This window comes from Streptomyces sp. NPDC086989 (assembly GCF_044745505.1).
Classification (GTDB): Bacteria; Actinomycetota; Actinomycetes; order Streptomycetales; family Streptomycetaceae; genus Streptomyces.
The window spans coordinates 303,594-325,446 of sequence record NZ_JBIVAL010000005.1 but is presented as its reverse complement, the minus strand read 5'-3'; the positions used below and the strand labels follow the sequence as shown (position 1 = coordinate 325,446).

The window sequence follows — 21,853 nt, the reverse complement described above, 5'->3', positions numbered from 1 at the left end:
ATATGCTCCCGGGCTCCGTCACGTGCGCCGTCAGGATCGCCGCTCCTCCTGGGCGAAGCGCAGCAGGAGCAGGGCGATGTCGTCGGTACGCGGGGCTCCGCCGCGGGCATGGCCGATGAGGTCGTCGGCCAGCGTGCTCACCGGGTGGTGTTCGCGGGTCGCCGTGACGCGGGCGGCGACGGCCGCGATGCCTTCTTCCAGGTCCTCGCCGGGGACCTCGACCAGCCCGTCGGTGTACAGGGTGAGCAGGGTGCCCGGCCCGAACGGGACCTCGACGGCCGTGTACGAGGCGTTCCGGTCGATGCCGAGGAGCAGCCCCGGCGGCAGGAGCAGCATCTTCGCCGGGCCGCCGGCGTGGCGCAGCAGCGGGGGCGGGTGGCCGGCCGTGACCAGGTGGGCGGTGCGGGCCGCGAGGTCGATGTGGGCGTACACGCAGCTGGTGAACAGTCCGGGTTCGAGGTCGGTCAGCAGCCGGTTGGTGCGGGCGAGGACCTCCGCCGGAGGGTCGCCGGCGGTGGCGTGCACGGCCGTGCGGACCTGGCCCATGAGGGCGGCGGCGTTCACGTTGTGACCCTGGACGTCGCCGACGGCGGCCGCGACGGTGGTGTCGTCGATCCGGATGAGGTCGTAGAAGTCGCCGCCGACGTCGAGTCCGTGCGCCGCCGGCAGGTATCGGGCGGCCACCTCCAGGCGCGGGACGCGGGGCAGGACGCGCGGCAGCAGGGCGGTCTGCAGGCTGCGGGCGAGCTGGTGGGTGGCGTCGTAGAGGCGGGCGCGGTCCAGGGCCTGCGCGATGAGTCCGGCGATGGACGTCAGGATCGCCCGTTCCCCGGGGACGAACGAGTGGGGACGGGCGTAGGCCAGGATGAGGGTGCCGATGGCCCGGCCGGACGCGATGAGGGGCAGGAAGGCCCACGCCGCCATGCCGTCCCCGATCACGACGGCGGGGAATGCGGCCGCGAGCTCGCCCGCGTCGGCGAAGAACAGCGGCTCGCCCGTGCGCAGGCCGTGGGTGCTGGCGGTGTGGACGCCGAGCGGGATGCCGTCGTAGCGGTCCATGAGCTCGGCCGTGTAGCCGCGGAAGCCGATGATGCGCAGGCGCTGCTCCTCGGCGACCAGGAGGGCCAGGGCCTGGGCCCCGAGCGCGGGGACGAGCAGATCGGCTGCCTGGTCGACGACGTCGCGGGCGTGGACGGCCTCCGTGAGGGCGGCCGCCAGGTGCATGAGCTGGTAGAGGGCGGTGGCCCGGCTGGGTGAGGGCTCCAGGGGGACGGCCGTCGGCGGGCCGGGCGCCGGGCCGGGCTCGTCGTCGGCGACCGGGGTGATGCGGACGCTGATCCCGGTGTCGTCCGGGTAGAGGTCGAAGCGCAGGTAGCGGCCGATCGGGGACGCGGCGGTGAAGCTGCGGGGCAGCCGGCTGATCGCTGCGGCCCGGTAGTGGTCCTCGATGACGGGGGTGTCCATCCAGGGCAGTGCCTCCCAGGGGAGGGCGCCGCGGAGCCGGGAGACGGGTGCGCCCAGCAGCTCGGCCGCCTCGGCGGTGATGAAGGTGATCGTGCCGTTCAGGTCGAGTGCGCAGTTGCCCCCGGGCAGCCGGCGGATGAAGGCCATGGCGGCGGCCGCCTCGACCGGGCCGGGCGTGGGAGGGGGAGCCGGGCTCAGCATGACCGGGCGCGCCGGCGGCCGGACGGGGTGTCCGGCGTCGGCGGCCCGGCGCAGGTGGTTCGCGAGACGGCCGCAGGCCGAGTCCACGGCGTCGCGTTCCCCGTCGCTCAGCCGGGGCGCGTGGGAGCCGGGCCACAGGAGGACGAGACCGGCCCCGGTGGGCTCCGCCGCCCCGGGTGCCGGATCGGGGACGAGCGGGGCGGCGGCGAGGGCGAAGTCGTACGGCAGGACGAGGCCCAGGCGCGGGTAGTGCCGGGCCGCTTCCTCCTGGCCGCCCAGCCACACGAACCGCCCCTCGCGGACCGCGTCGGCCACCGGGATGGGGTCGTCCAGGACGACCCGGGACCAGGGCAGCGCGAACTCGCGGGCCAGGCCGACGGTCATCGCCAGGTGCAGGGCGCGCCGGGCGGGGTCGGGCAGGTAGAGCATGCCGACCGACGCCCCCGCGGCCGCGCAGGCCCGGATCAGGGCCTCCCCGAGCGCCCGCTGATCGACGCCCTCGGCGCCCTCGACGGACCCGGCGGACCCGGCGGGACGGGCGGACCCGGCGGACCCGGCGGGACGGGCGGACCCGGCGGGCAGGGCCTCCTGGTCACGCCCTGGAAGGTTTCGCACCCGTCCATCGTCCCCCTCACACCCCGCCCGCGCGTCGGCACCGCCCGTTCCCGGCGAGCCGCGGCCGCCCGGACGGGGCCGTGTGCGCACGGACGGCTACCGGTCGTCACGCATACGGGTCGAAGGGGATGGGGGGCTTCGAGGCGTTCAGGGCATCGCCGAAACGGCCGTCGGTGATCTTGATGGTGGCGGAGCCGAAGTCGGCGTTCATCAGCTTGTCGCGCAGGCCGGCGGGGTATCCGTGCCAGCCCACGAGGCGCGGGTAGAACCAGTTGCCGGTGTGGTTCTCCGCGGGCTCGTCGTTGCCGTTGGCGAGGCGGTAGAAGTGCGTCGAGGCGCCGTCCTTGTGGTAGACGACCTTGGCGTGCGTCCCGTCGAAGCGCACCTGCGAGCGGGGGTACCACTTCCAGCCGCTGTGCTGCGAAGTCGAGACGTACTGGACCTCGTTGTCCTTGATCCAGACCACCACGTGCTCGAAGTCGTGGCGGTGCCCGATGGCCAGGGGGCCGAGCGTGGCCTGGTCCTTCTCGAAGTAGCCGGCGTACATGACCGCGCACCAGCCGTTGTTGCACTTCTCGCGGGAGTACGTGTTGGAGTTCTGCAGTTGCGCCAAGTCCCGGCAGTGGCCGTTCACCGCTCCGCCGGGCTTGAGGCCGGGGTTGAGGACTCCGCTGCCGCTGATCGCGGCGGTGGCGTAGCAGCCGTCGCCGTCGTAGTCGAAGGCGGGCGAGAAGGTCTGTTCGAGGCCGTCCGCGTTCTGCGGCAGGGCCGGTATCACGTCGGCGACCGCGACGGCCGGGAGGACCATCACGAGTGCCGCGGCGCCGAGGCCGGCGGTGGTGAGGGTCCGGCGCAGTCCGGCCCACGGCCGGGGCCGGAGCCCGGACCGGGGACGGGACGCACCGGGGGCGGTGGCTTCGTTAGTCGTCCTCGTCGCTGACAGCAGGCTGCGCACATCATCTCCTTGACCTGACCGGTGGCTCCGGGCACCGGGAGCCGCGAACCGGGGGAACCCTAGCCCGGCCGTGTTCAAGTCCGGGTCGAGTCAGGCGGATTCCAGGTGAATTCCGATGCGGCGTCGAGGAGCCAGTCGGCGAGGTAGCCGGCGAACGAGGAGCGCACCAGCACCCGGAAACCGGGGCCGGATCCGGATCCGGCCCCGGTCCCGGGGTCGTCGCGCACCAGCACGACCTGCGCGCGGGCCAGCGTGGTCTGGGCGCAGCGTCCGGCGCCGAAGATGCGGGGGTGCAGGTCGAGGGAGCAGCCGTGCGCGAGGAGTTCGGCGGCCCGGGTCCCGCCGACGAGCAGGGTGGTGCGCTGCGCCGAGACGTCGACGACGCAGGCGTGCGCGTCCGCGACGGCCTGGCGCAGCCGGGTTTCGAGATCCGTGCGGGTGCCGGCCGGGCCGGTGACGAGCCATTCGTCCGGGCCCAGCCACAGCGCCGTGGACCCGGCTCCGCCCGTGAGGGTGTTGGGCTCCCGGGGCAGGGGGAACCCGAGGGCGAGTGCGACGGAGTCGGCGGCGGGCCCCTCGGGGTCCAGGCGTACGTCGACCTGGGCGAGGAAGGGGAGTTCCGCGAGCCGCAGGGCTCCGCCGGAGGCCCGGCCGGCGGCGGCGAAGCGTTCGGCGTACCGCGCCAGGGGGCTCAGCCCGTGGCGGCGGTCGGCGGTGTCAGCCATCGCGGCGTGTCCCCTCGGGGTCGTAGAGCACGGCGTCGGCGACCGTGACGGGGACGAGCGCGTCGCCCACGGGTGCGTACAGCCGGTCTCCGATGCGGTCGCGGCCGCCCTTGACGAGGGCGAGTGCGAAGGTCCGGCCGAGCGCCGCGCTGCGGTAGGCGGAGGTGACGTGTCCGAGCATCGGCACGGGTGGTTCGGGCAGCGGGGCGGCGGCGACCAGCTGGGTGCCTTCGGGCAGCAGGACGGCGGGGTCGTCCGGCAGCAGTCCGACGAGGTGCTTGCGGTCGGGCCGGGCGGTGTCGGCACGGGTGTGGGAGCGTTTGCCGATGAAGTCGCGCTTCCTGCGGGAGACGAGCCGGCCCAGGCCGAGGTCCTGCGGGGTCACGGTGCCGTCGGTGTCCTGGCCGACGATGGGGTAGCCCTTCTCGGCGCGCAGGACGTGCATGGTCTCGGTGCCGTACGGTGTGATGCCGAAGGGGCGCCCCGCCTCGTACAGCGCCTCCCACAGCGCGGGGGCCTCCCACGGCACCACGTTGATCTCGTAGGCGAGTTCGCCGGAGAAGCTGATCCGGCAGATGCGGGCCGGGATGCCGGCGACGTCCGTGTCCCGCCAGGCCATGAAGGGGAAGTCGGCTGCTTCCAGGGCAAGTCGGGGGGCGAGCCCGCGCAGGACGTCCCGGGAGCGCGGCCCGACGAGGGCGACGGTGGCCCACTGTTCGGTCACCGAGGTGCAGTGCACGCGCAGTTCGGGCCATTCCGTCTGGAGCCACTCCTCCATCCAGTCGAGTACGGCCGCGGCGTTGCCGGTCGTGGTGGTGACGAGGAAGCGGTCGTCGGCGAGGCGGACGGCGGTGCCGTCGTCGAAGACCATGCCGTCGAGGCGGCACATGACGCCGTAGCGGCACATGCCGGTCTTGAGGGTGCTCATCACGTTGGTGTAGAGCCGGTCGAGGAAGATCCCGGCGTCGGGGCCCTGCACGTCGATCTTGCCGAGGGTGGAGGCGTCCATGAACGCGACGCCCTCGCGGGCGGCGCGGCTCTCCCGCAGCACCGCCGTCTCCCTGTCCTCGCCGGGGCGCGGGTAGTACCACGGCCGTTTCCACTGGCCGACGTTCTCGAACTCGGCCCCGTGCGCGAGGTGCCGCTCGTGCAGGGGGCTCACGCGTACCGGGTCGTGCAGCGGGCCGCGGTCGCGGCCCGCGAGCGCCGCGAAGGAGACCGGGGTGTAGGGGGCGCGGAAGGTCGTCGTGCCCAGCTCGCCGATGTCGACGCCCAGCAGATGGGCGACGACTCCGCTCGCGAGCACGCCGGAGGTCTTGCCCTGGTCGTTCGCGGTGCCGGCCGTGGTGTACCGCTTGAGGTGTTCGGCCGAGCGCAGGCCCGCGCCGGTCGCCCGGGCCAGGTCGTCCACGGTGACGTCGCGCTGGAGGTCGACGAAGGAGCGGGCCGTGTCGGTTCCGGGGACCACCCACAGGTGCCGGGCGGGGGTGTGCGGCTTCCGGGCGACGACGGGGAGCGGGAGGGCGTCCGGGGCGGCGAAGCCCTCGGCCTCCAGGGCCCGGACCGCGGCCGCCCGGCCGTCGGCCAGGCAGCGGGCGAGGTCGTACTCTCCCCGGGCCGCTCCCGCGGCCTCCACCGCCTGGCGGCAGCCGTCGGGTACGAACGTCCCGAGTCCGGGGTCGTGGCGCAGCCGCCCGCCGGCCTGGCTGTAGAGGTGGACGACCGGGTTCCAGCCGCCGGAGACGAGCAGGAGGTCGGCGGGGACCTCACGGACGGCGGAGCCTTCCCCGAGCCGGGACACGGTCACGGAGGAGACCCGGGGTGCGCCGGCGGTGCCCGTCACCGCGTGCCCGGCGAGCACCTCCACACCGGCCTGGGCGGCGCGTACGGCCCACTCCCCCGGCGCGGGACGGGCGTCGACGACCGCCGCGACGGCCACGCCGGCCGCGGCGAGGTCGAGGGCGGCCGCGTAGGCGCTGTCGTTGGTGGTGAAGACGACGGCGCGGCAGCCCGGGACGACGCCGAACCGGTGGAGGTACGTACGGGCGGCCCCGGCCAGCATCACTCCGGGGCGGTCGTTGTCGGCGAAGGCGAGGGAGCGTTCGTGCGCGCCGGTCGCGAGGACGACCCGGCGCGCCCGGATCCGCCACAGCCGTTCGCGGGAGACGTGGGCGGGGGCCTGCGCGCCGAGGTGGTGGGTGCGGCGTTCCACGGCGAGCATGTGGTTGTCGTCGTAGTGGCCGAAGACGGTGGTCCGCGCCAGCACCCGGACCTCGGGTGCGGCGTCGAGTTCCGTGCGCGCCGCGGCGGCCCATTCGGGCAGCTCGCCGGCGCCGGGCAGGCTCCCGCCGGGTTCGGGACGTTCGTCGGCGAGGATCACGCGCGCCCCGCTGCGGGCGGCGGCCGTCGCGGCGGCGAGTCCGGCGGGGCCCGCGCCGACGACCAGCAGGTCGCAGTGGGCGTGGACGGCGTCGTAGCGGGCGGGGTCGGCTGTGCTGGCGAGCCGGCCCCGGCCGGGGAGGCTGCTCGCGACGAGCCCGTCGTACAGCTCGACGGTGGTGGCGGGCAGCATCGGCTCGGGGAAGGGGGCCTCGATCTGGACGAGGGCGTTCGGCTCCTCGGCTCCGGCGCTGAAGATGCCGCGGGGGCGGCCGAGCCGGATGCTGCAGCCGACCTGGTGGACGCCGTGTGCGAGCAGCGCGGAGGCCAGGGTGTCGCCGCGGTGGCCCTCGTACTCGACGCCGTCGAAGCGGAAGCGGAGCGGCTGGCCGCGCTGGATCAGGCCGCGGGCCGGCAGCCGGTGGGGTTGCCCGGTCATGCGGTCACCGGCCGGGGCTCGCCGGTCCGGTAGACGGCCCGGATCTCGTGGGTCGCGGTGTCCCGGACGGCGTTGAACCAGCGACGGCAGCCGTCGGCGTGGTTCCAGCGTTCCGCGAAGGGGCCCCTGGGGTTGGCCCGGAAGAAGAGGTAGCGGGCCCAAGCCTCGTCACTCAGGGCCGTGGGGTCCGCGGGGTGGGGTACGTGCGCCTGGCCTCCGTAGTGGAATTCGGCCTCGTCGCGGGGCCCGCACCAGGGGCAGGGGATGAGCAGCATGGTCTCGGCTCCTCAGTGGGCCACCGCGGCCGCGCCGTGCTCGTCGACGAGCGCGCCGGTGGTGAAGCGTTCGAGAGTGAAGGGGGCGGCCAGCGGGTGGGGGGTGTCGTGGGCGATGGTGTGGGCGAGGACCCAGCCGACGCCCGGTGTGGCCTTGAAACCCCCGGTGCCCCAGCCGCAGTTGACGTAGAGGCCGGCCACGGGGGTGAGGCCGGTGATGGGCGAGGCGTCGGGGCTGACGTCGACGATTCCGCCCCAGGTGCGCAGGACGTGCGCGCGGGCGAAGACCGGGAAGAGTTCGAGGGCGGCCGCCATCTGGCGTTCGATGACGTGGAAGGCCCCGCGCTGGGTGTACGCGTTGTACGCGTCGATGCCGGCGCCCATGACGAGTTCGCCCTTGTGGGCCTGGCTGACGTACACGTGTACTGCGTTGGACATCACGACGGTGGGGTGTACGGGTTCCAGCAGTTCGGAGACCAGCGCCTGCAACGGGTGGCTCTGGAGGGGGAGTTCGAAGCCGGCCAGGGCGGCGAGCACGGAGGAGTGGCCGGCCGCGCAGAGGGCGACGCGGCCGGCGGCGATCGGGCCGAGGGAGGTCCGGACGCCGGTGATCCGCCCGTCCCGTACGTCGATGCCGGTGACCTCGCAGTTCTGGATGAGGTCGATGCCGGCGGCGTCGGCGGCGCGGGCGAACCCCCAGGCGACGTGGTCGTGCTTGGCGATGCCCGCCCGCGGCTGGTGGGTGGCACCCAGGACCGGGTGGCGCACGTCCGGGGAGGTGTCGACGATCGGGCAGGCCTCCTTGACCTGCGCGGGGTCGAGCCATTCGGCGTCCACGCCGTTCAGGCGGTTGGCCTCGACGCGGCGCACGCCGTCGCGGACGTCCTGGAGGGTGTGGGCCAGGTTGAGCACGCCGCGCTGGGAGAACAGGAGGGGGTAGTCGAGGTCCTCCTCCAGCCCTTCCCACAGTCTGAGGGCGTGCTCGTAGATCCCGGCGCTCTCGTCCCAGAGGTAGTTGGAGCGGATGATGGTCGTGTTGCGGGCCATGTTGCCGCCGGCGAGCCAGCCGCGTTCGAGGACGGCGACGTCGGTGATGCCGTGGTTCCTCGCCAGGTAGTGGGCGGTGGCCAGGCCGTGTCCGCCGCCGCCCACGATGACCACCTCGTAGCCGCGCTTGGGCTCGGGGGTGCGCCACAGCCGTGCGGGGTGCTCGGGCAGGGCCGCGCCCGGGGGCCGGGGGCTCACCGGGCGTCCTCCGGCAGTCCGCGCAGTCGGCGCATCCGCGGGTCGAACAGGGGCTCGGCGGCGACGACGGCCGCGATGCGCCGGTCGAAGTAGCCGATGTGCAGGGCGCGGCCCGGTGTGGCGAGCTCCGCGGGCAGCCAGGCGTAGGCGATGCCCTTGCCCACGGTGTACCCGTACGCGGCGCTGGTGACGTCACCGACCGGCCGGTCCCCGTCGTACACGGGTTCCTTGCCCATGACGACGGCGGCCGGGTCGTCGACGGTCAGGCAGGTGAGGCGGCGGCGGACGTCCGCGGCGCGGCGCTCCAGTGCGGCCCGGCCGATGAAGTCTCCCTTGCCCGGTTTCACGGCGAAGCCGAGGCCGGCCTCGTAGGGGTCGTGCTCGTGGCCCATGTCGGTGCCGAAGGACCGGTAGCCCTTCTCCAGGCGCAGGCTGTTGAAGGCTCCGCGGCCGGCCGCGACGCCGCCGTGCGGTTGTGCGGCCTCCCAGAGGGTGTCCCACAGCTTCAGCCCCGTGTCGGCGGTGGTGTACAGCTCCCAGCCGAGTTCGCCGACGTAGCTCAGGCGCAGGGCGGTGACGGGGACGGCGCCGATGTGGGCGCTGCGGGCCCGGAAGTAGGGCAGGCCCTCGTTCGAGAAGTCGGCGTCGGCGAGCGGCTGGAGCACCTCGCGCGCCTTCGGCCCCCACAGGCCGATGCAGCAGGTGCCCGCGGTGACGTCCCGTACGGTCACGGAGCCGTCGTCGGGCAGGTGGCGGGTGAGCCAGTCGAGGTCGAGGTTGCCGTTGGCCCCGATCTGGAAGCGGTGCCGGGCGAGCCGGGCCACGGTGATGTCGCTGCGGATCCCGCCGCCCTCGTCCAGCATCAGCGTGTACGTGACCGAGCCGACGGGCTTGTCGACGTCCGAGGTGGTCAGGCGCTGGAGGAACGCCGCCGCCCCGCGGCCGGACACCTCCAGCCGTTTGAGGGCGCTCATGTCGTACAGGGCCACGCCCTGCCGGGTGGCGAGGGCCTCGGCGCCGACGACCGGGGACCACATCCGGGCGGCCCACTCTCCCGGCGCCGGGATGTCCCACCGTTCCAGGAGCGGCTCGTTGGCGTCGTACCACTGGGGCCGTTCCCAGCCGGCGGCCTCCAGGAAGACGGCACCGAGCTCGCGCTGGCGGACGTGGAACGGGCTGGTGCGCAGCGGGCGCGGCGCACCGGCCGGCTGGAGCGGGTGGAGGATGTCGTAGACCTCGGCGAAGTTGCGGCAGCTGCGGGCGAGGACGTAGGCGGGGGCGAGCTGGTGCGGCTCGAACCGGTTGACGTCGCATGCGTGCAGGTCGAAGGAGGAGCAGTGGCCGTCCACGAGCCATTCGGCCATGGCGCGGCCGACTCCGGCGGAGTGGGTGACCCAGACGGCCTCGGCGACCCAGAAGCCCTTGACGTCGGGTGATTCGCCGAGCAGGGGCATCCCGTCGGTGGTGAAGGAGAAGAGCCCGTTGATGCCCTCCTCGATCTTGGTGTCGCGGGTCGCGGGCAGCAGGGAGCAGGTCTCGGCCCAGGCGTCGGTGAAGTCGTCGGCGGTGAAGGGCAGTACGGACGGCATCCGGGGCGAGGAGTCCGGCGGGGCGATGTCGTCGGCGGGGACCGGCATGGGGCGGTGGCCGTAGGAGCCGATGCCGAGCCGGTCGAAGCACTCGCGGTAGTAGAGGTCGGCTTCCTGGTGGCGCAGGACGGGCCGGACCGCCTCCACGGTCTGCCCGGCGAGCGCGGGGACGGGCCCGGTCCAGGCCAGCTGGTGGGCGAGGGGGGTCAGCGGCAGCCTCATGCCGGCCATCCGGGCGACCTTGGGGCCCCAGATGCCGGCGCAGCACACGACGACGTCGGCGGGGATCTCGCCGTGGTCCGTGACCACGGCGGTGACGCGGTCGGTGCCGGTGGTGTCGTCGGCTTCGGTCCGGACGTCCAGGACCTGGTGGCGGTCGAGGACGCGGACGCCGCGGGCGCGGGCGTCCCGCAGCTGTGCCTCGACGGCGAGCACCGACTTGGCCAGGCCGTCGGTGGGGACCAGGAGTCCGCCGAGGATGCGGTCGCGGTCGACCAGGGGGTGCAGGGCCACACATCCGTCGGGGTCCACGAGCCGGCCCTCGACGCCCCATGAGGTGAGCCAGCCGTGGCGGCGCCGCAGGTCGGTGAGGCGTTCGGGGGTGGTGGCGAGTTCGAGTCCGCCGACCTGGAGGAAGCAGGGCTCGCCGTCGACGTCGAGGGCGGCGAGCTTCTCGACGGTGTAGCGGGCCAGTTCGGTCATGGTCTTGGAGGGGTTCGCCTGGAACACGAGACCGGGGGCGTGGGAGGAGGAGCCTCCGGTGACGGGGACCGGGCCCTGGTCGACGACGGTGATCCCGGTCCAGCCGCGCAGGGACAGTTCGTCCGCCAGTGCGGCGCCCACGACACCCGCTCCGATGATGACCACGCGCGGTCCCGCCATCTCCGCCCCTCCGATTCGAAAAGAAATCGAGTTGCCGTCAGCGCAACGTGGTGCAGGTTGCGCAACTCACACTGCCGCTCGCCCCCAGTGGTGTCAAGAGGATCGATTGCGACGCAACTCCGCTGTGCAGAGCGCCCGAACGGCGGTGCCCGGCGGGCTGCCGAAGCAGCCCGCCGGGCACCGCGGCGCACGCGGGCACGGGGCCGGGTCAGCCCTTCCTCCCGAGCCAGGCGTCGACCTTCGCACGGTTGGCGCCGACCCATTTCGCGGCGGCGTCCTGCGGCGACATCTTGTCCTGCGCGATGTACCTCGCCACGAGGTTCTGGTCCTCGTTCGACCAGGAGAAGTTCTTCACGAGCCGGTAGGCCGGACTGTCCGAGTCCGCGAACCTCTTGCTGACGATCTTGTCCAACGCGTACACGGGGTAGTCGCAGGCGACCTTCTCGGGGTCGTCGTCGCAGCCCGCCTTGTACTCCGGCAGCTGCACCTTGACGAGCTTCAGCTCGGAGAAGAGCCACTGCGGTTCGTAGAAGTAGCCGATGACGGGCGTCTTCTTGGCCTCGGCCTGGCGGAAGGCCTGGATCAGCGCGGCTTCGCTGCCCGAGTAGACCACCTTGAAGCCGAGGTTCAGGTTCTTCACCAGGGCCCCGTCGTTGGTGACGAACGACGGGTCGCCATCCAGCAGTTGGCCCTTGTCCCCGGACTCCGAGGTCTTGAACCGGTCCGCGTACTTGTTGAGGTTCTCCCACTGGGTGATGTCCGGGTACTGCTGCACGAGCCACGGCGGGACGTACCAGCCGATGACCCCCTTGTTGCCCGTCTCCCCGGCGGCGACGGCCGTCTTCTGCTGCTCGATGTACTTCTTCTTCAGGTCCGGGTGGCCCCAGTTCTCGACGATCGCGTCGACCTCGCCCGTGCCGAACCCCTGCCAGGCGACCTCTTCCTTGAGGTCCTTCTCGATGACCTCGCAGCCGAGGTCCTTCTTCGCTACGTACGCGATGACCGCGGCATTGGCCTCGTACCCGACCCACGGGTTGACGGCGAGGGCGAAGGAGCCGCACGTGCCCGCGCCGCCGCCCCCGCCGGACGATCCGGCGCCCGCCTCCCCGACCTTCGCGCCGCTGCACCCGCCGAGCACGAGGGCCAGCGCCGCCAGTGCGGCCGGCAGGGCCGGGCGGGCCGGGCGGCGCCGCGCCGACGGCTGCGGCCGTGGCGCATGCGGCTGCGGCTGCGGCTCCGGTCCTGTGGTGCCGATTCCTGCCATGTGTCGGTCCCCTTCTTCCGCCTCAGTGCCCGCCGGGGGCTCTCGCCGCCCGCCGCGCCGCCGCCTGGGTGATCCGGTCGGACATGACCCCGAGCAGCACGATCGCCAGGCCCGCGGCCAGCCCCTTTCCGTACAACTGCCCCTGTGAGAAGCCCGCCACGACGTCGTAGCCGAGGGCGCCCGCCCCGACCAGCCCGCCGACGACGACCATGGACAGCACATGGACGAGCCCCTGGTTCGCGGCCAGCGCGAGGGCGCCGCGGGCCATCGGGAGCTGGACCTTCGTGATGATCTGCCAGGTGCCCGAACCGGCCGACACGGCCGCCTCCACCGTGTCCTGCGGCACCCCCCGCACCCCGTCGGCGATGATCTTCACCGTCACGGGGGCCGCGTACACGACCGCCGCCACGATCGCCGTGAACCGGCTCGCGCCGAACAGGGCCAGGAACGGCACCAGGTAGACGAACGCCGGCATCGTCTGCCCGGCGTCGAGCACGGGGCGGATCAGCCGGTCGGCCGGGGCGCTGCGCCCCATCCACACACCCACCACGACCCCGAGCGCCAGGACGACGACCGTGGCGACCAGGCTGGAGGCCAGCGTCGTCATGCTGTCCCGCCACAGGCCGGTGCCGACGATCAGCGCCACGCACACCGCCGCGGTGGCCGCGGCCCGCGGGCCGCCGAGCAGCGCGCCGAGGGCCACCGCGACCGCGCCGACGAGCCACCACGGGGAGCCCGTCAGCAGCGCCTCGAAGGGGTTGAGCAGCAGGGTCGTGATCACGTCGCGCGCCGCGCCCGTCACCCCGGCGAGGCTGCCCTGGGCCCACGCGGTGGCGGAGTCCGCCGTACGGGAGAGCGCCGCGCCGACACCGGCGTCGGCGGGGAACTGCGCCGCCCATACGTAGGTGTGGGAGAGCCAGACGCATGCCCCGGTGAGCGCGGCGCCGGCGAGGAGCAGGGGGCGGCGCCGGACGTCCGCCGCGCTCCCCCGGCCTCCGGCCGGCGGGGCTCCCGTCCCGCTGCGCTCGCTCGCGGCGGTGGTCACCCGGTCGAGGACGACGGCCAGGACGACGATGGCGAGCCCGGCGTTGAACGCCGTCCCCACGTCGAGCGTCTCCAGCGCCTTGAGGACGGTCTTGCCCAGCCCGGGCGCGTCGATGAGCGCGGCGACGGTGACCATGGAAAGCGCGGCCATGATGGTCTGGTTCACGCCGAGGACGACGGTCCGCTTCGACAGCGGCAGCAGTACGGTGGTGAGCGTCTGGGCGCGGGTCGCGCCGAGCGATCCGGCGGCCTCGACCGTGGCGGCGGGCACGGACCGGATCGCGTGGGCGGTGATGCGTACGGCCGGCGGCATCGCGAAGACCAGCGTGGCGATCGTCGCGGACGCCGGTCCGATGAGGAAGAACAGGGTCAGGGGCGCCAGGTAGACGAAGGCCGGCATCGTCTGCATGAAGTCCAGCACCGGGGTCACCAGGCGGTGCACCCGGTCGGACAGCCCGGCCCAGACGCCGAGCGGAATCCCGATGAGCAGGGAGACCAGGACGGCCGCCAGGGTCAGGGCGAGGGTGTCCATGCTCTCGCGCCACAGCCCCTGGAGGCCGAGGAGGACGAAGCCGGCGACGGCGAGGGCCGCCACCCGTACGTTCCCGAACACCCACGAGAGGTATCCGCTGACGGCGACGACACCCAGCCAGCCGACCACGGGGACGGGCCGGCCGAACGAGGGCTGTGCGAGCAGCCCCTGGAGGAGGGTGACGAGGGTGTCGATGGCGAGCCGGATCTCGTTGAAGACGTGGAGGAAGACCGGGTTGCTGTTCCGGCCCGCCCCGACGGCGTCGTTGATCTCGTTGAACCTCCGGTGGAGCGGCGTCAGTTCGGCCGTGCCGAGGGGAAGCGTGTGGAGGCCGCGCAGCGCCGCCCACAGAAGGGCCCACCCGGCGAGGACCGCGGCCGCCGCCAGGGCGCGTCCGCCGCGGGTCGGCGCGCGCCGCGCGGCCGCCGCCGCCAGGACGGCCATCACGCACCGCTCTCCGGGCCGGCGACGACGGCGAGGATCTCCTCGCCGCCGACGAGGCCCAGCAGCCGCCCGTCCGCCACGACCTTCACGGGCCGGTCCGCGGTGAGGACGGTGCGCACCGCCTCGCGGACAACGATGTCGGGCCCGAGTGACGGCCCGTCGAGGGCGTCGTCCGGGCGGGCCGGGCGCATGATCCAGCGCAGGGTGAGCACCTGCGAGCGCGGCACGTCCGCGACGAAGTCCCGGACGTAGTCGTCGGCGGGCGCCCCGACCAGCTCGTCGCCCGTACCGCACTGGACCGTGCGGCCGTCGCGCATGATGAGGATGCGGTCGCCCAGCCTCAGCGCCTCGGACAGGTCGTGGGTGACGAACACCATCGTCTTGCCGACCTCCCGGTGCAGCCGGACGACCTCGTTCTGCATGTCCCGGCGGATCAGCGGGTCGAGCGCCGAGAACGGCTCGTCGAACAGGAGCACGTCCGGGTCCCCGGCGAGGGCGCGGGCCAGGCCGACGCGCTGCTGCATGCCGCCGGAGAGCTGGTCGGGGTAGGAGTGCTCGTACCCCCCGAGGCCGACGAGTTCGATCACCTCCATGGCCCGCCGGGTACGCTCGGCCCGGCCGGTGCCGCGGATCTCCAGGCCGTACGCGACGTTGTCCAGGACCCGGCGGTGCGGCAGCAGCCCGAAGTGCTGGAAGACCATCGCGAACTTGCGCCGGCGCAGCTCGCGCAGCCGCTTGTGGTCGGCGCCGCGGATGTCCTCGCCCTCGAAGACGAGCTCGCCGGCCGTCGGCTCGATCAGCCGGGTCAGACACCGTACGAGCGTCGACTTCCCGGAGCCGGACAGGCCCATGACCACGAAGACCTCGCCGGGCGACACGTCGAAGGCCACGTCGCGGACGGCCGCGGTGCAGCCGGTGCGCTCCAGCAGCTCGCGGCGGGACAGGGCGCACAGCTCGGGCGAGTCCGGCACCCGGGCCGGCTTCGGCCCGAAGACCTTCCACAGGCCGCGGACGGAGATCACCGGCGGGCCGTCCCCGGGCGCGCCCCGCTGCGCGGGCGGTTCTGTCTTCGTTGCGGTCACTGTCGGCCTCTCTTCGGATGGCACCGGCTCAGCCGCGGAACCAGTGCTGCGCCCTGGGCTGGATGTTCTGCCAGATGTGCTTCGGTTCGCGGTACTCGTCCAGACCCGTGGGGCCCAGCTCGCGGCCGATGCCCGAATGCCCGAAGCCGCCCCACTCCGCCTGCGGGACGTAGGGGTGGTAGTCGTTGATCCAGACCGTGCCGTGCCGCAGCCGCCGGGCGACGCGCTGCGCCTTGCCCGCGTCCTGGGTCCACACCGCGCCGGCGAGCCCGTACCGCGTGTCGTTGGCGGTCCGTACGGCCTCGTCCTCACCCGAGAACCGCTCGACGGTGAGCACCGGGCCGAAGGACTCCTCCCGGACGACGCGCATGTCCGGGCGGCAGGCGTCGAGCACGGTCGGCGGGTAGTAGAAGCCGCCCGCGAGCGCGGGGTCCTCGGGGCGGCGGCCGCCGCAGCGCAGTACGGCGCCCTGTGCCAGGCCGGACGCGACGTACTCCTCGACCCTGGCGCGGTGCGCGGCGGAGATCAGCGGCCCGGTCTCGGCGGCGGGGTCGAAGGGGCCGCCCAGCCGGATGGCACGGGCACGGCGGACGAGTTCGTCGACGAAGGCGTCGTGCAGCGGGTCCTCGACGACGAGGCGGGCGCCGGCCGAGCAGACCTGCCCGGAGTGCAGGAAGACGGCGGTCAGGGCGAAGTCCACGGCCGCCTCGAAATCGGCGTCGGCGAAGACCACGTTGGGGTTCTTGCCGCCCAGTTCCAGCGCGACCTTCTTCACGCCGGCCGCGGCGGACGCCATGACCCGCCGGCCCGTCTCCAGGCCGCCGGTGAACGAGACCAGGTCCACGTCCGGGTGCTCGGCCAGCGGTGCGCCGGCCTCGGGCCCCGCGCCCAGGGCCAGGTTGGCCACGCCGGCGGGCAGCCCGGCCTCCTCCAGCGCGCGCATCAGCAGGATCGCGGTGGAGGGGGTGAGTTCGCTGGGCTTGAGGACGAGGGTGTTGCCGGCGACGAGGGCGGGCGCGACCTTCCAGGCGGCCTGGAGCAGAGGGTAGTTCCAGGGGGTGATGAGCCCGCACACGCCGACCGGTTCGTACACGACCCGGCTGACGGCGTCCTCGCGGCCGGTGTCGACGACCCGGCCTGCGCCGGTGCCGGCGATCCCTGCGAAGTACCGCAGGCACGCCACCACGTCGGCGACGTCGTACTCGCTCTCCACCAGGCGCTTGCCGGTGTCGAGGGATTCGGCGCGGGCGAATTCCCGCGCCTCGCGCTCGATCACCGCGGCGGTGCGCAGCAGAAGTGCGCCGCGGTCCCGTTCGGGGGTGCGCGGCCAGGGTCCGTCGTCGAAGGCGGTGCGCGCCGCGGCGATCGCCGCTTCGGTGTCGTGGCGCGTGCCTTCGCAGACGCTCCGCACCAGGGCGCCGTCGGCGGGGCAGTGGATGTCCCGACGGCCGCCCGCCACCGCTTCGCGCCACTTCCCGCCGACGTACAGATCTGCCACGCGCGGAGCCCTCCATACGGGTAACACCGGTATGTGCGTTGCGTATTGCGCAGCGTAGTGCTCGGAATGGAACGACACGATCGCCCACGGGGTGCGGTACGTCAAGGGGACCGGCGCTCCCGCGGCCGGGCGCGGGGCCCGTGCGGCGGCCCGTTCAGCCGCCGAGGCGCTCCAGCATCGCGCGCCGCCAGCGTTCGGTCTCGGCTATCTGGTTGAAGGTGAACAGGTGCAGGCCGGCCACCGCGGACTCGGGCGATCCCAGGGCGGGGGCGCTGCGGCGCAGCAGTCGCTGCGGGGAGTACCCGCCGGGCGCCGCGAAGCGCAGGAACCACGAGGGGTGGCGGGTGAGGAACTTGGCCGACTCCCCCACGCCGATCTTCGTGGCCATGGACAGCAGCTTCGTGCGTTCGACGGGGCCGGCGACTCCGACGTGCACGGGCAGGACGATCCGCCGCAGGCGCACCTGCGCGAGCCAGTGGCTCAGGGTCGCCGGGTCGAAGCACAGGTTGCTGACGATGTACGTCGCGTGCGGCTGCTTGTCCCGCATCGCCCGCACGGTGACGTCGTCGTCGATGAGGGGGTGGCTCTCGGGGTACCCGGTGATGCCGACGTGCGCGAACGGGCTGCCGAGCTCGCCGAGCCGGCGCAGTACGGGCAGGGCCGCGTCGTACGGCCCGGCCGGCGGGTCGGCGTCGCCGGCCGGTACGAAGACGTCCTCGATGCCGGCGGCGACCAGCCGGTCCACCACGTCCGTGAGGTGCCCGGCGCCGGTGATCTGCCGGGCCGGGACGTGCGGGACGACCCGGTACCCGTGCCCGGCCAGGCGGGTGGCGAGGTCCAGGGTGGGACCGAGGCCCTTGGCCGGGGAGGCGGTGACCGTGACGGGCACGTCCGTCGGGACGTGCGCCAGGACCTTGTCCTCGGTGGCCTTCGCCGGCAGGACCTCGTAGCGGACCCTGCGCAGGAGCTCCGCGAGGCCGCCCCCGGTGACGGGGGCCTGCACGGGGCGTTCCGGGTACGGCGTGGGCCGGGCGGACATGCCGCTCCTCCTCAGGTGTGGCCGGGGCTGCGCCCCTGCTCTGCCTCGCTGTGGAGGCGGTGGTGCCGGTGGAACTCGGCCGTGGACGGCGGCAGCGGCTCGTTGCCCAGGATGAGATCGGCGGCCTTCTCGGCCACCATCATGACGGGTGCGTAGATGTTCCCGTTCGTCACGTACGGCATCACGGACGCGTCGACGACCCGCAGCCCGTCCAGGCCGTGCACGCGCAGGCTCGCCGGATCGGTGACGGCCCCCTCGCCGGTGCCCATCCGGCAAGTGCAGGAGGGGTGCAGGGCGGTCTCGCCCTCCCTGGCCACCCAGTCGAGGATCTGTTCGTCGGTTTCGACGCCGGGCCCGGGCGAGATCTCGCCGTCGTCGTACGGGGCCAGCCCGGGCTGGCCCAGGATGGTGCGTGCGGTGCGGACCGCCTCGACCCACTCGCGGCGGTCCTGATCCGTGGAGAGGTAGTTGAACCGCAGGGCCGGGTGGACCCGGGGGTCCTTGCTCCTGATCTTCACCGAGCCCCTGGCGTCGGAGTACATGGGGCCGACGTGCACCTGGTAGCCGTGGCCCCCGGCGGGCGAGGAGCCGTCGTAGCGGACCGCGATCGGCAGGAAGTGGAACATCAGGTTGGGGTACGCGACGTCCTCGTTGCTGCGCGCGAAACCGCCCGCCTCGAAGTGGTTGGTCGCGCCGGGGCCGGTGCGCAGGAGCCACTGCAGGCCGATCCAGGGGCGGTGGCGCCACTTCAGGTAGGGCTGCATCGAGACCGGCTGCTTGCAGGCGTGCTGGACGTACACCTCCAGGTGGTCCTGGAGGTTCTCCCCCACACCCGGCAGGTCGTGCACGACGTCGACGTCCAGGGCCCGCAGTTCGCCGGCGTTGCCGACGCCGGACAGCTGGAGCAGTTGGGGGGAGTTGATCGCGCCGCCGCACAGGATCACCTCCCCGGCCCGCACCTGTCGGGGCGCCCCGCGGCCGCGGGTGTACTCGACGCCGACGGCGCGCTTGCCCTCGAACAGGATCCGGGTCACGAAGGCCCTGGTCCGCACCTGGAGGTTGGGCCGTTTCATCGCGGGGTGGAGGTAGGCCCGGGCCGCGGAGAGGCGGCGCCCCCGGTGGATGGTGCGGTCGAAGGGGGCGAAGCCCTCCTGCCGGTGGCCGTTGACGTCGTCGGTGAGCTGATACCCGGCCTGCCGGACCGCCTCCATGAAGGCGGTGAAGAGGGGCCCGGTGGCCGGGCCGCGTTCCAGGACGAGGGGGCCCTCGTGGCCGCGGAGCTCGTCACCGGGGTCCGCGGCCAGGCAGTTCTCCATCCGCTTGAAGTACGGGAGGCAGTGCGCGTAGTCCCAGTCCGCCATGCCCGGGTCGGCGCCCCAGCGCTCGTAGTCCAGCGGGTTGCCGCGCTGGAAGATCATGCCGTTGATGCTGCTCGACCCGCCGAGCACCTTGCCGCGGGCGTGGTGGATGCGCCGCCCGTTCATGTGCGGCTCGGGCTCGGACGCGTACTTCCAGTCGTAGAAGCGGCTGCCGATGGGGAAGGTCAGCGCGGCCGGCATGTGGATGAAGACGTCCCACGGGTAGTCGGGGCGGCCGGCCTCGAGCACCAGGACGCGGGTCGCCGGGTCGGCGGAGAGCCGGTTCGCCAGGGCGCTGCCGGCCGAGCCGCCGCCGACGATGACGAAGTCGTACTGCTGGGGCACCATCGGAATCTCGTCCCTCCCCGTCGTCTGCGGCCGAGGGCCGCCCCCAGCCGTCACGATGCGGCGCATGCTAGTACGGGTGCCGTCATGCGCACCAGGTTGCGTCCGACGCAACTTTCCGGCCTCGACGCGCCCGGCCGGTCGTTGGTTACGGCGAGTATGGTTCCGCCATGAGCAACCACGAGTCAGCCACCGAAACTCCGGGCGCGCCGGCGGGCGGGGTGCAGTCCGTCGACCGCGCCGTCAGCGTGCTGGAGATCCTCGCCCAGCGCGGCGAGGCGGGCGTCAGCGAGGTGGCGGCGGAGATCGACGTCCACAAGTCGACGGCGTTCCGGCTGCTGGGGGCGCTGGAGGCGCGCGGTCTCGTCGAACAGGCCACCGAGCGGGGCAAGTACCGGCTCGGCTTCGGGATCGTACGGCTCGCCGGCGCGGTCACGGGGCGGATCGACATCACGCAGGTCGGCCGCCCGGTCTGCGAGCAGCTGGCCGAGGAGCTCGGCGAAACGGTCAACATCGCCATCCTCGAGGAGCAGTACGCGATCAACCTCTGCCAGGTGCGGGGCCCGGGCGCGGTCACGGCGCACAACTGGGTCGGCCAGCTGACGCCGCTGCACGCCACCTCCAGCGGCAAGGTCCTCCTCGCCCACCTCCCGGCGAAGCGGCGCGTGCAGCTGCTGGCGGAGGCCGGCCTGAAGAAGTACACGCCGAACACCCTGACCGCCCGGACGAAGCTGGAGAGGAACCTCGTGGAGGCGCTGGACCGGGGGTACGCCATGACCCTGGAGGAGTACGAGCTCGGGCTGCACGCCATGGCCGCCCCGATCCGCGACCGGGACGGCGTGGTCATCGCCGCGATCAGCGCCTCGGGACCGAGCTACCGCCTCACCGAGGAGCGCATGCACGAGCTCGCCCCACTGCTGGTGAGGGGCGCGCAGGAGATCAGCCACCGCATGGGCCACCTGGGCTAGGGAGTGTCGTCAAAGTAGCGTCGGCCGCCCGAAGGGCGGGGCTGGCGGGGCTTGGTGCGTGCGATCGCAAGGCAAAGGAGGGAACCGACGCGGTGGGGGCACCTCCCAGCGGTAGCTGGGGGACGTCGGTGACCGACGACAACGCGGCGAGCGTGCGTACCAGGCCCCGCCGGCCAGACGGGACTTTGACGACACGACCTAGGCACGCCCCGGCCGGCCGGACGGGACTTCGACGACAGGCTCTGACCCCATACGGGCTGCCCCGGCCGCTGCGCGGAGCCACCCCCTCCCCGCCCTCCCCCGGCCACCGCTGGGGGTGCCCCCATCCCGAAACCGCGCGCGGCGCTGCGCCCCTACGTACGGCCTGCCGCCCCTGCGCGCGGACCGTACGGGCGGACCCGCCGGCGCCGGGCGGTGTCGGTCGAGGGGCCGGCCGGGGCGGCGTGGCAGGGTGGCGGGAGGCGGCCTTGCTCGGGCGCCGCTCGAGGTACGCCCCGAAGGAGTCACGGCATGGCCCAGGTGCCGGTCGGCGAAGTGCGGCTGCACTACGAGGAGACGGGCGAGGGCGAGCCTCTGGTGCTCGTGCACGGTTCCTGGAACGACCACCGGTCCTGGGCGTCGGCCATCGAGGCCGACCTCCGGGCGGCCTTCCGGGTGGTGGGCTACGACCGCCGGGGGCACGGCCGCAGCGGGGCCGCGCCGGGGCCGGGCAGCCGCCGACAGGACGAGGACGACCTGGCCGCGCTGATCGAGGTGCTGGGCCTCGGACCGGCGCACGTGGCCGGGAACTCCTTCGGCGCGTCGATCGCGGTGGGGCTTGCCGCGCGCCGCCCGGAGCTGTTCCGCAGCCTGGTCCTGCACGAGCCCCCGCTGACCTCCCTGGTCGGCGACGACCCGGCCGCGCAGGCAGCCCTGCGGCCGGCGGCCATCACCATCGAGGAGGTCCTCGCCCTGCTGCGGGACGGTCAGGACGCGGCGGGCGCCCGGCTGTTCGTCGAGGGCGTCGCACTCGGCCCGGGCGCCTGGGAGGCACTGCCGGAGGCCGTGCAGGACACCTTCGTCTCCCACGCGCAGACCTGGCGCGACGAACAGGAGGATGCGGACTGGGCCCGGCTGGACCTCACCGCCCTGGGTTCCTGCACCGCGCCGGTCCTGCTCAGCCACGGCACCGAGAGCCCGGTCTGGTTCGCCGCCGTGCTCGACCGGCTGGCCGCCGCCCTCCCCCGGGCCCGGCGCCACACCTTCCAGGGCGCGGGTCACATCCCCCACATGACCCACCCCCGCGCATACGCCGCCCTGGTCACCGCCTTCTGCCGGGGCGACCGTGCTACGTCACCATGAACTGTCGGATGCCGCTTGGGACCTCGTGCAGCCGCTGCTGCCAGGCCTGTCTTCGGGCGGCCGCGGCTGGACGACCGGACGGTCCTGAAGGGGATCGTCCGGAAGCTCCTAGGCCCTGTCGTCAAACTCCCGTCGTCGCCCGGAGGGCGGCCCCGCGGCGTCTGGTGCG

At 73.6% G+C, this 21,853-nt stretch carries 13 protein-coding genes and 1 pseudogene; 2 read left to right on the top strand and 12 right to left on the bottom strand.

The window, feature by feature from the left end; translation table 11 throughout:
• Positions 1-30 precede the first annotated feature (30 nt).
• The 12 genes and pseudogenes from ACIPK4_RS14245 to betA form a co-directional block, all read right to left on the bottom strand.
• A complete protein-coding gene (locus ACIPK4_RS14245) occupies positions 31-2,280 on the bottom strand; it encodes a SpoIIE family protein phosphatase (protein WP_402312424.1) in 2,250 nt (749 codons plus the stop codon).
• 106 nt (positions 2,281-2,386) lie between these two features.
• The gene (locus ACIPK4_RS14240) at positions 2,387-3,088 is read right to left on the bottom strand and encodes an NPP1 family protein (protein WP_402312960.1); all 702 of its coding nucleotides are present in this window, start codon (positions 3,086-3,088) and stop codon (positions 2,387-2,389) included.
• Positions 3,089-3,309: 221 nt separating this feature from the next.
• Positions 3,310-3,960, bottom strand: coding sequence for a sarcosine oxidase subunit gamma (locus tag ACIPK4_RS14235; protein WP_402312421.1), 651 nt, complete (start codon positions 3,958-3,960; stop codon positions 3,310-3,312).
• Positions 3,953-7,053 (bottom strand): annotated as a pseudogene (locus ACIPK4_RS14230) (sarcosine oxidase subunit delta family protein). The gene ACIPK4_RS14235 and the pseudogene ACIPK4_RS14230 overlap by 8 nt, the downstream one beginning before the upstream one ends.
• Positions 7,054-7,065: 12 nt before the next feature.
• Positions 7,066-8,298: a sarcosine oxidase subunit beta family protein gene (locus tag ACIPK4_RS14225; RefSeq protein WP_402312418.1), complete on the bottom strand. Its 1,233-nt coding sequence runs from the start codon at positions 8,296-8,298 to the stop codon at positions 7,066-7,068.
• The gene (locus ACIPK4_RS14220; RefSeq protein ID WP_402312415.1) at positions 8,295-10,769 is read right to left on the bottom strand and encodes an FAD-dependent oxidoreductase; all 2,475 of its coding nucleotides are present in this window, start codon (positions 10,767-10,769) and stop codon (positions 8,295-8,297) included. Before ACIPK4_RS14220 ends, ACIPK4_RS14225 begins: the two co-directional genes overlap by 4 nt.
• 208 nt (positions 10,770-10,977) lie before the next feature.
• Positions 10,978-12,033 (bottom strand): ABC transporter substrate-binding protein, encoded by a 1,056-nt coding sequence (locus ACIPK4_RS14215; RefSeq protein ID WP_402312412.1) that lies wholly within the window; start codon positions 12,031-12,033, stop codon positions 10,978-10,980.
• Positions 12,034-12,055: 22 nt separating this feature from the next.
• The gene (locus ACIPK4_RS14210) at positions 12,056-14,053 is read right to left on the bottom strand and encodes an ABC transporter permease subunit (protein ID WP_402312959.1); all 1,998 of its coding nucleotides are present in this window, start codon (positions 14,051-14,053) and stop codon (positions 12,056-12,058) included.
• Positions 14,053-15,135, bottom strand: a complete 1,083-nt coding sequence (locus tag ACIPK4_RS14205; protein ID WP_402312409.1) for a glycine betaine/L-proline ABC transporter ATP-binding protein — start codon at positions 15,133-15,135, stop codon at positions 14,053-14,055. Before ACIPK4_RS14205 ends, ACIPK4_RS14210 begins: the two co-directional genes overlap by 1 nt.
• 28 nt (positions 15,136-15,163) lie before the next feature.
• Positions 15,164-16,633, bottom strand: a complete 1,470-nt coding sequence (locus ACIPK4_RS14200) for an aldehyde dehydrogenase family protein (protein WP_402312406.1) — start codon at positions 16,631-16,633, stop codon at positions 15,164-15,166.
• A gap of 154 nt (positions 16,634-16,787) precedes the next feature.
• On the bottom strand, positions 16,788-17,672 hold the full coding sequence (locus ACIPK4_RS14195) for a 5,10-methylenetetrahydrofolate reductase (protein ID WP_402312404.1): 885 nt from the start codon (positions 17,670-17,672) through the stop codon (positions 16,788-16,790).
• Positions 17,673-17,683: 11 nt separating this feature from the next.
• Positions 17,684-19,378, bottom strand: coding sequence for a choline dehydrogenase (gene betA / locus ACIPK4_RS14190; protein WP_402312401.1), 1,695 nt, complete (start codon positions 19,376-19,378; stop codon positions 17,684-17,686).
• 167 nt (positions 19,379-19,545) lie between these two features.
• Here betA and ACIPK4_RS14185 point away from each other — a divergent pair, with 167 nt between their 5' ends.
• Complete coding sequence (locus tag ACIPK4_RS14185; RefSeq protein WP_402312398.1) at positions 19,546-20,343, top strand: IclR family transcriptional regulator; 798 nt, start codon at positions 19,546-19,548, stop codon at positions 20,341-20,343.
• A gap of 510 nt (positions 20,344-20,853) precedes the next feature.
• Positions 20,854-21,684 carry an alpha/beta fold hydrolase gene (locus ACIPK4_RS14180; RefSeq protein WP_402312395.1) on the top strand — a complete coding sequence of 277 codons (831 nt, stop codon included), beginning with the start codon at positions 20,854-20,856 and terminating at the stop codon, positions 21,682-21,684.
• Positions 21,685-21,853: the final 169 nt, after the last annotated feature.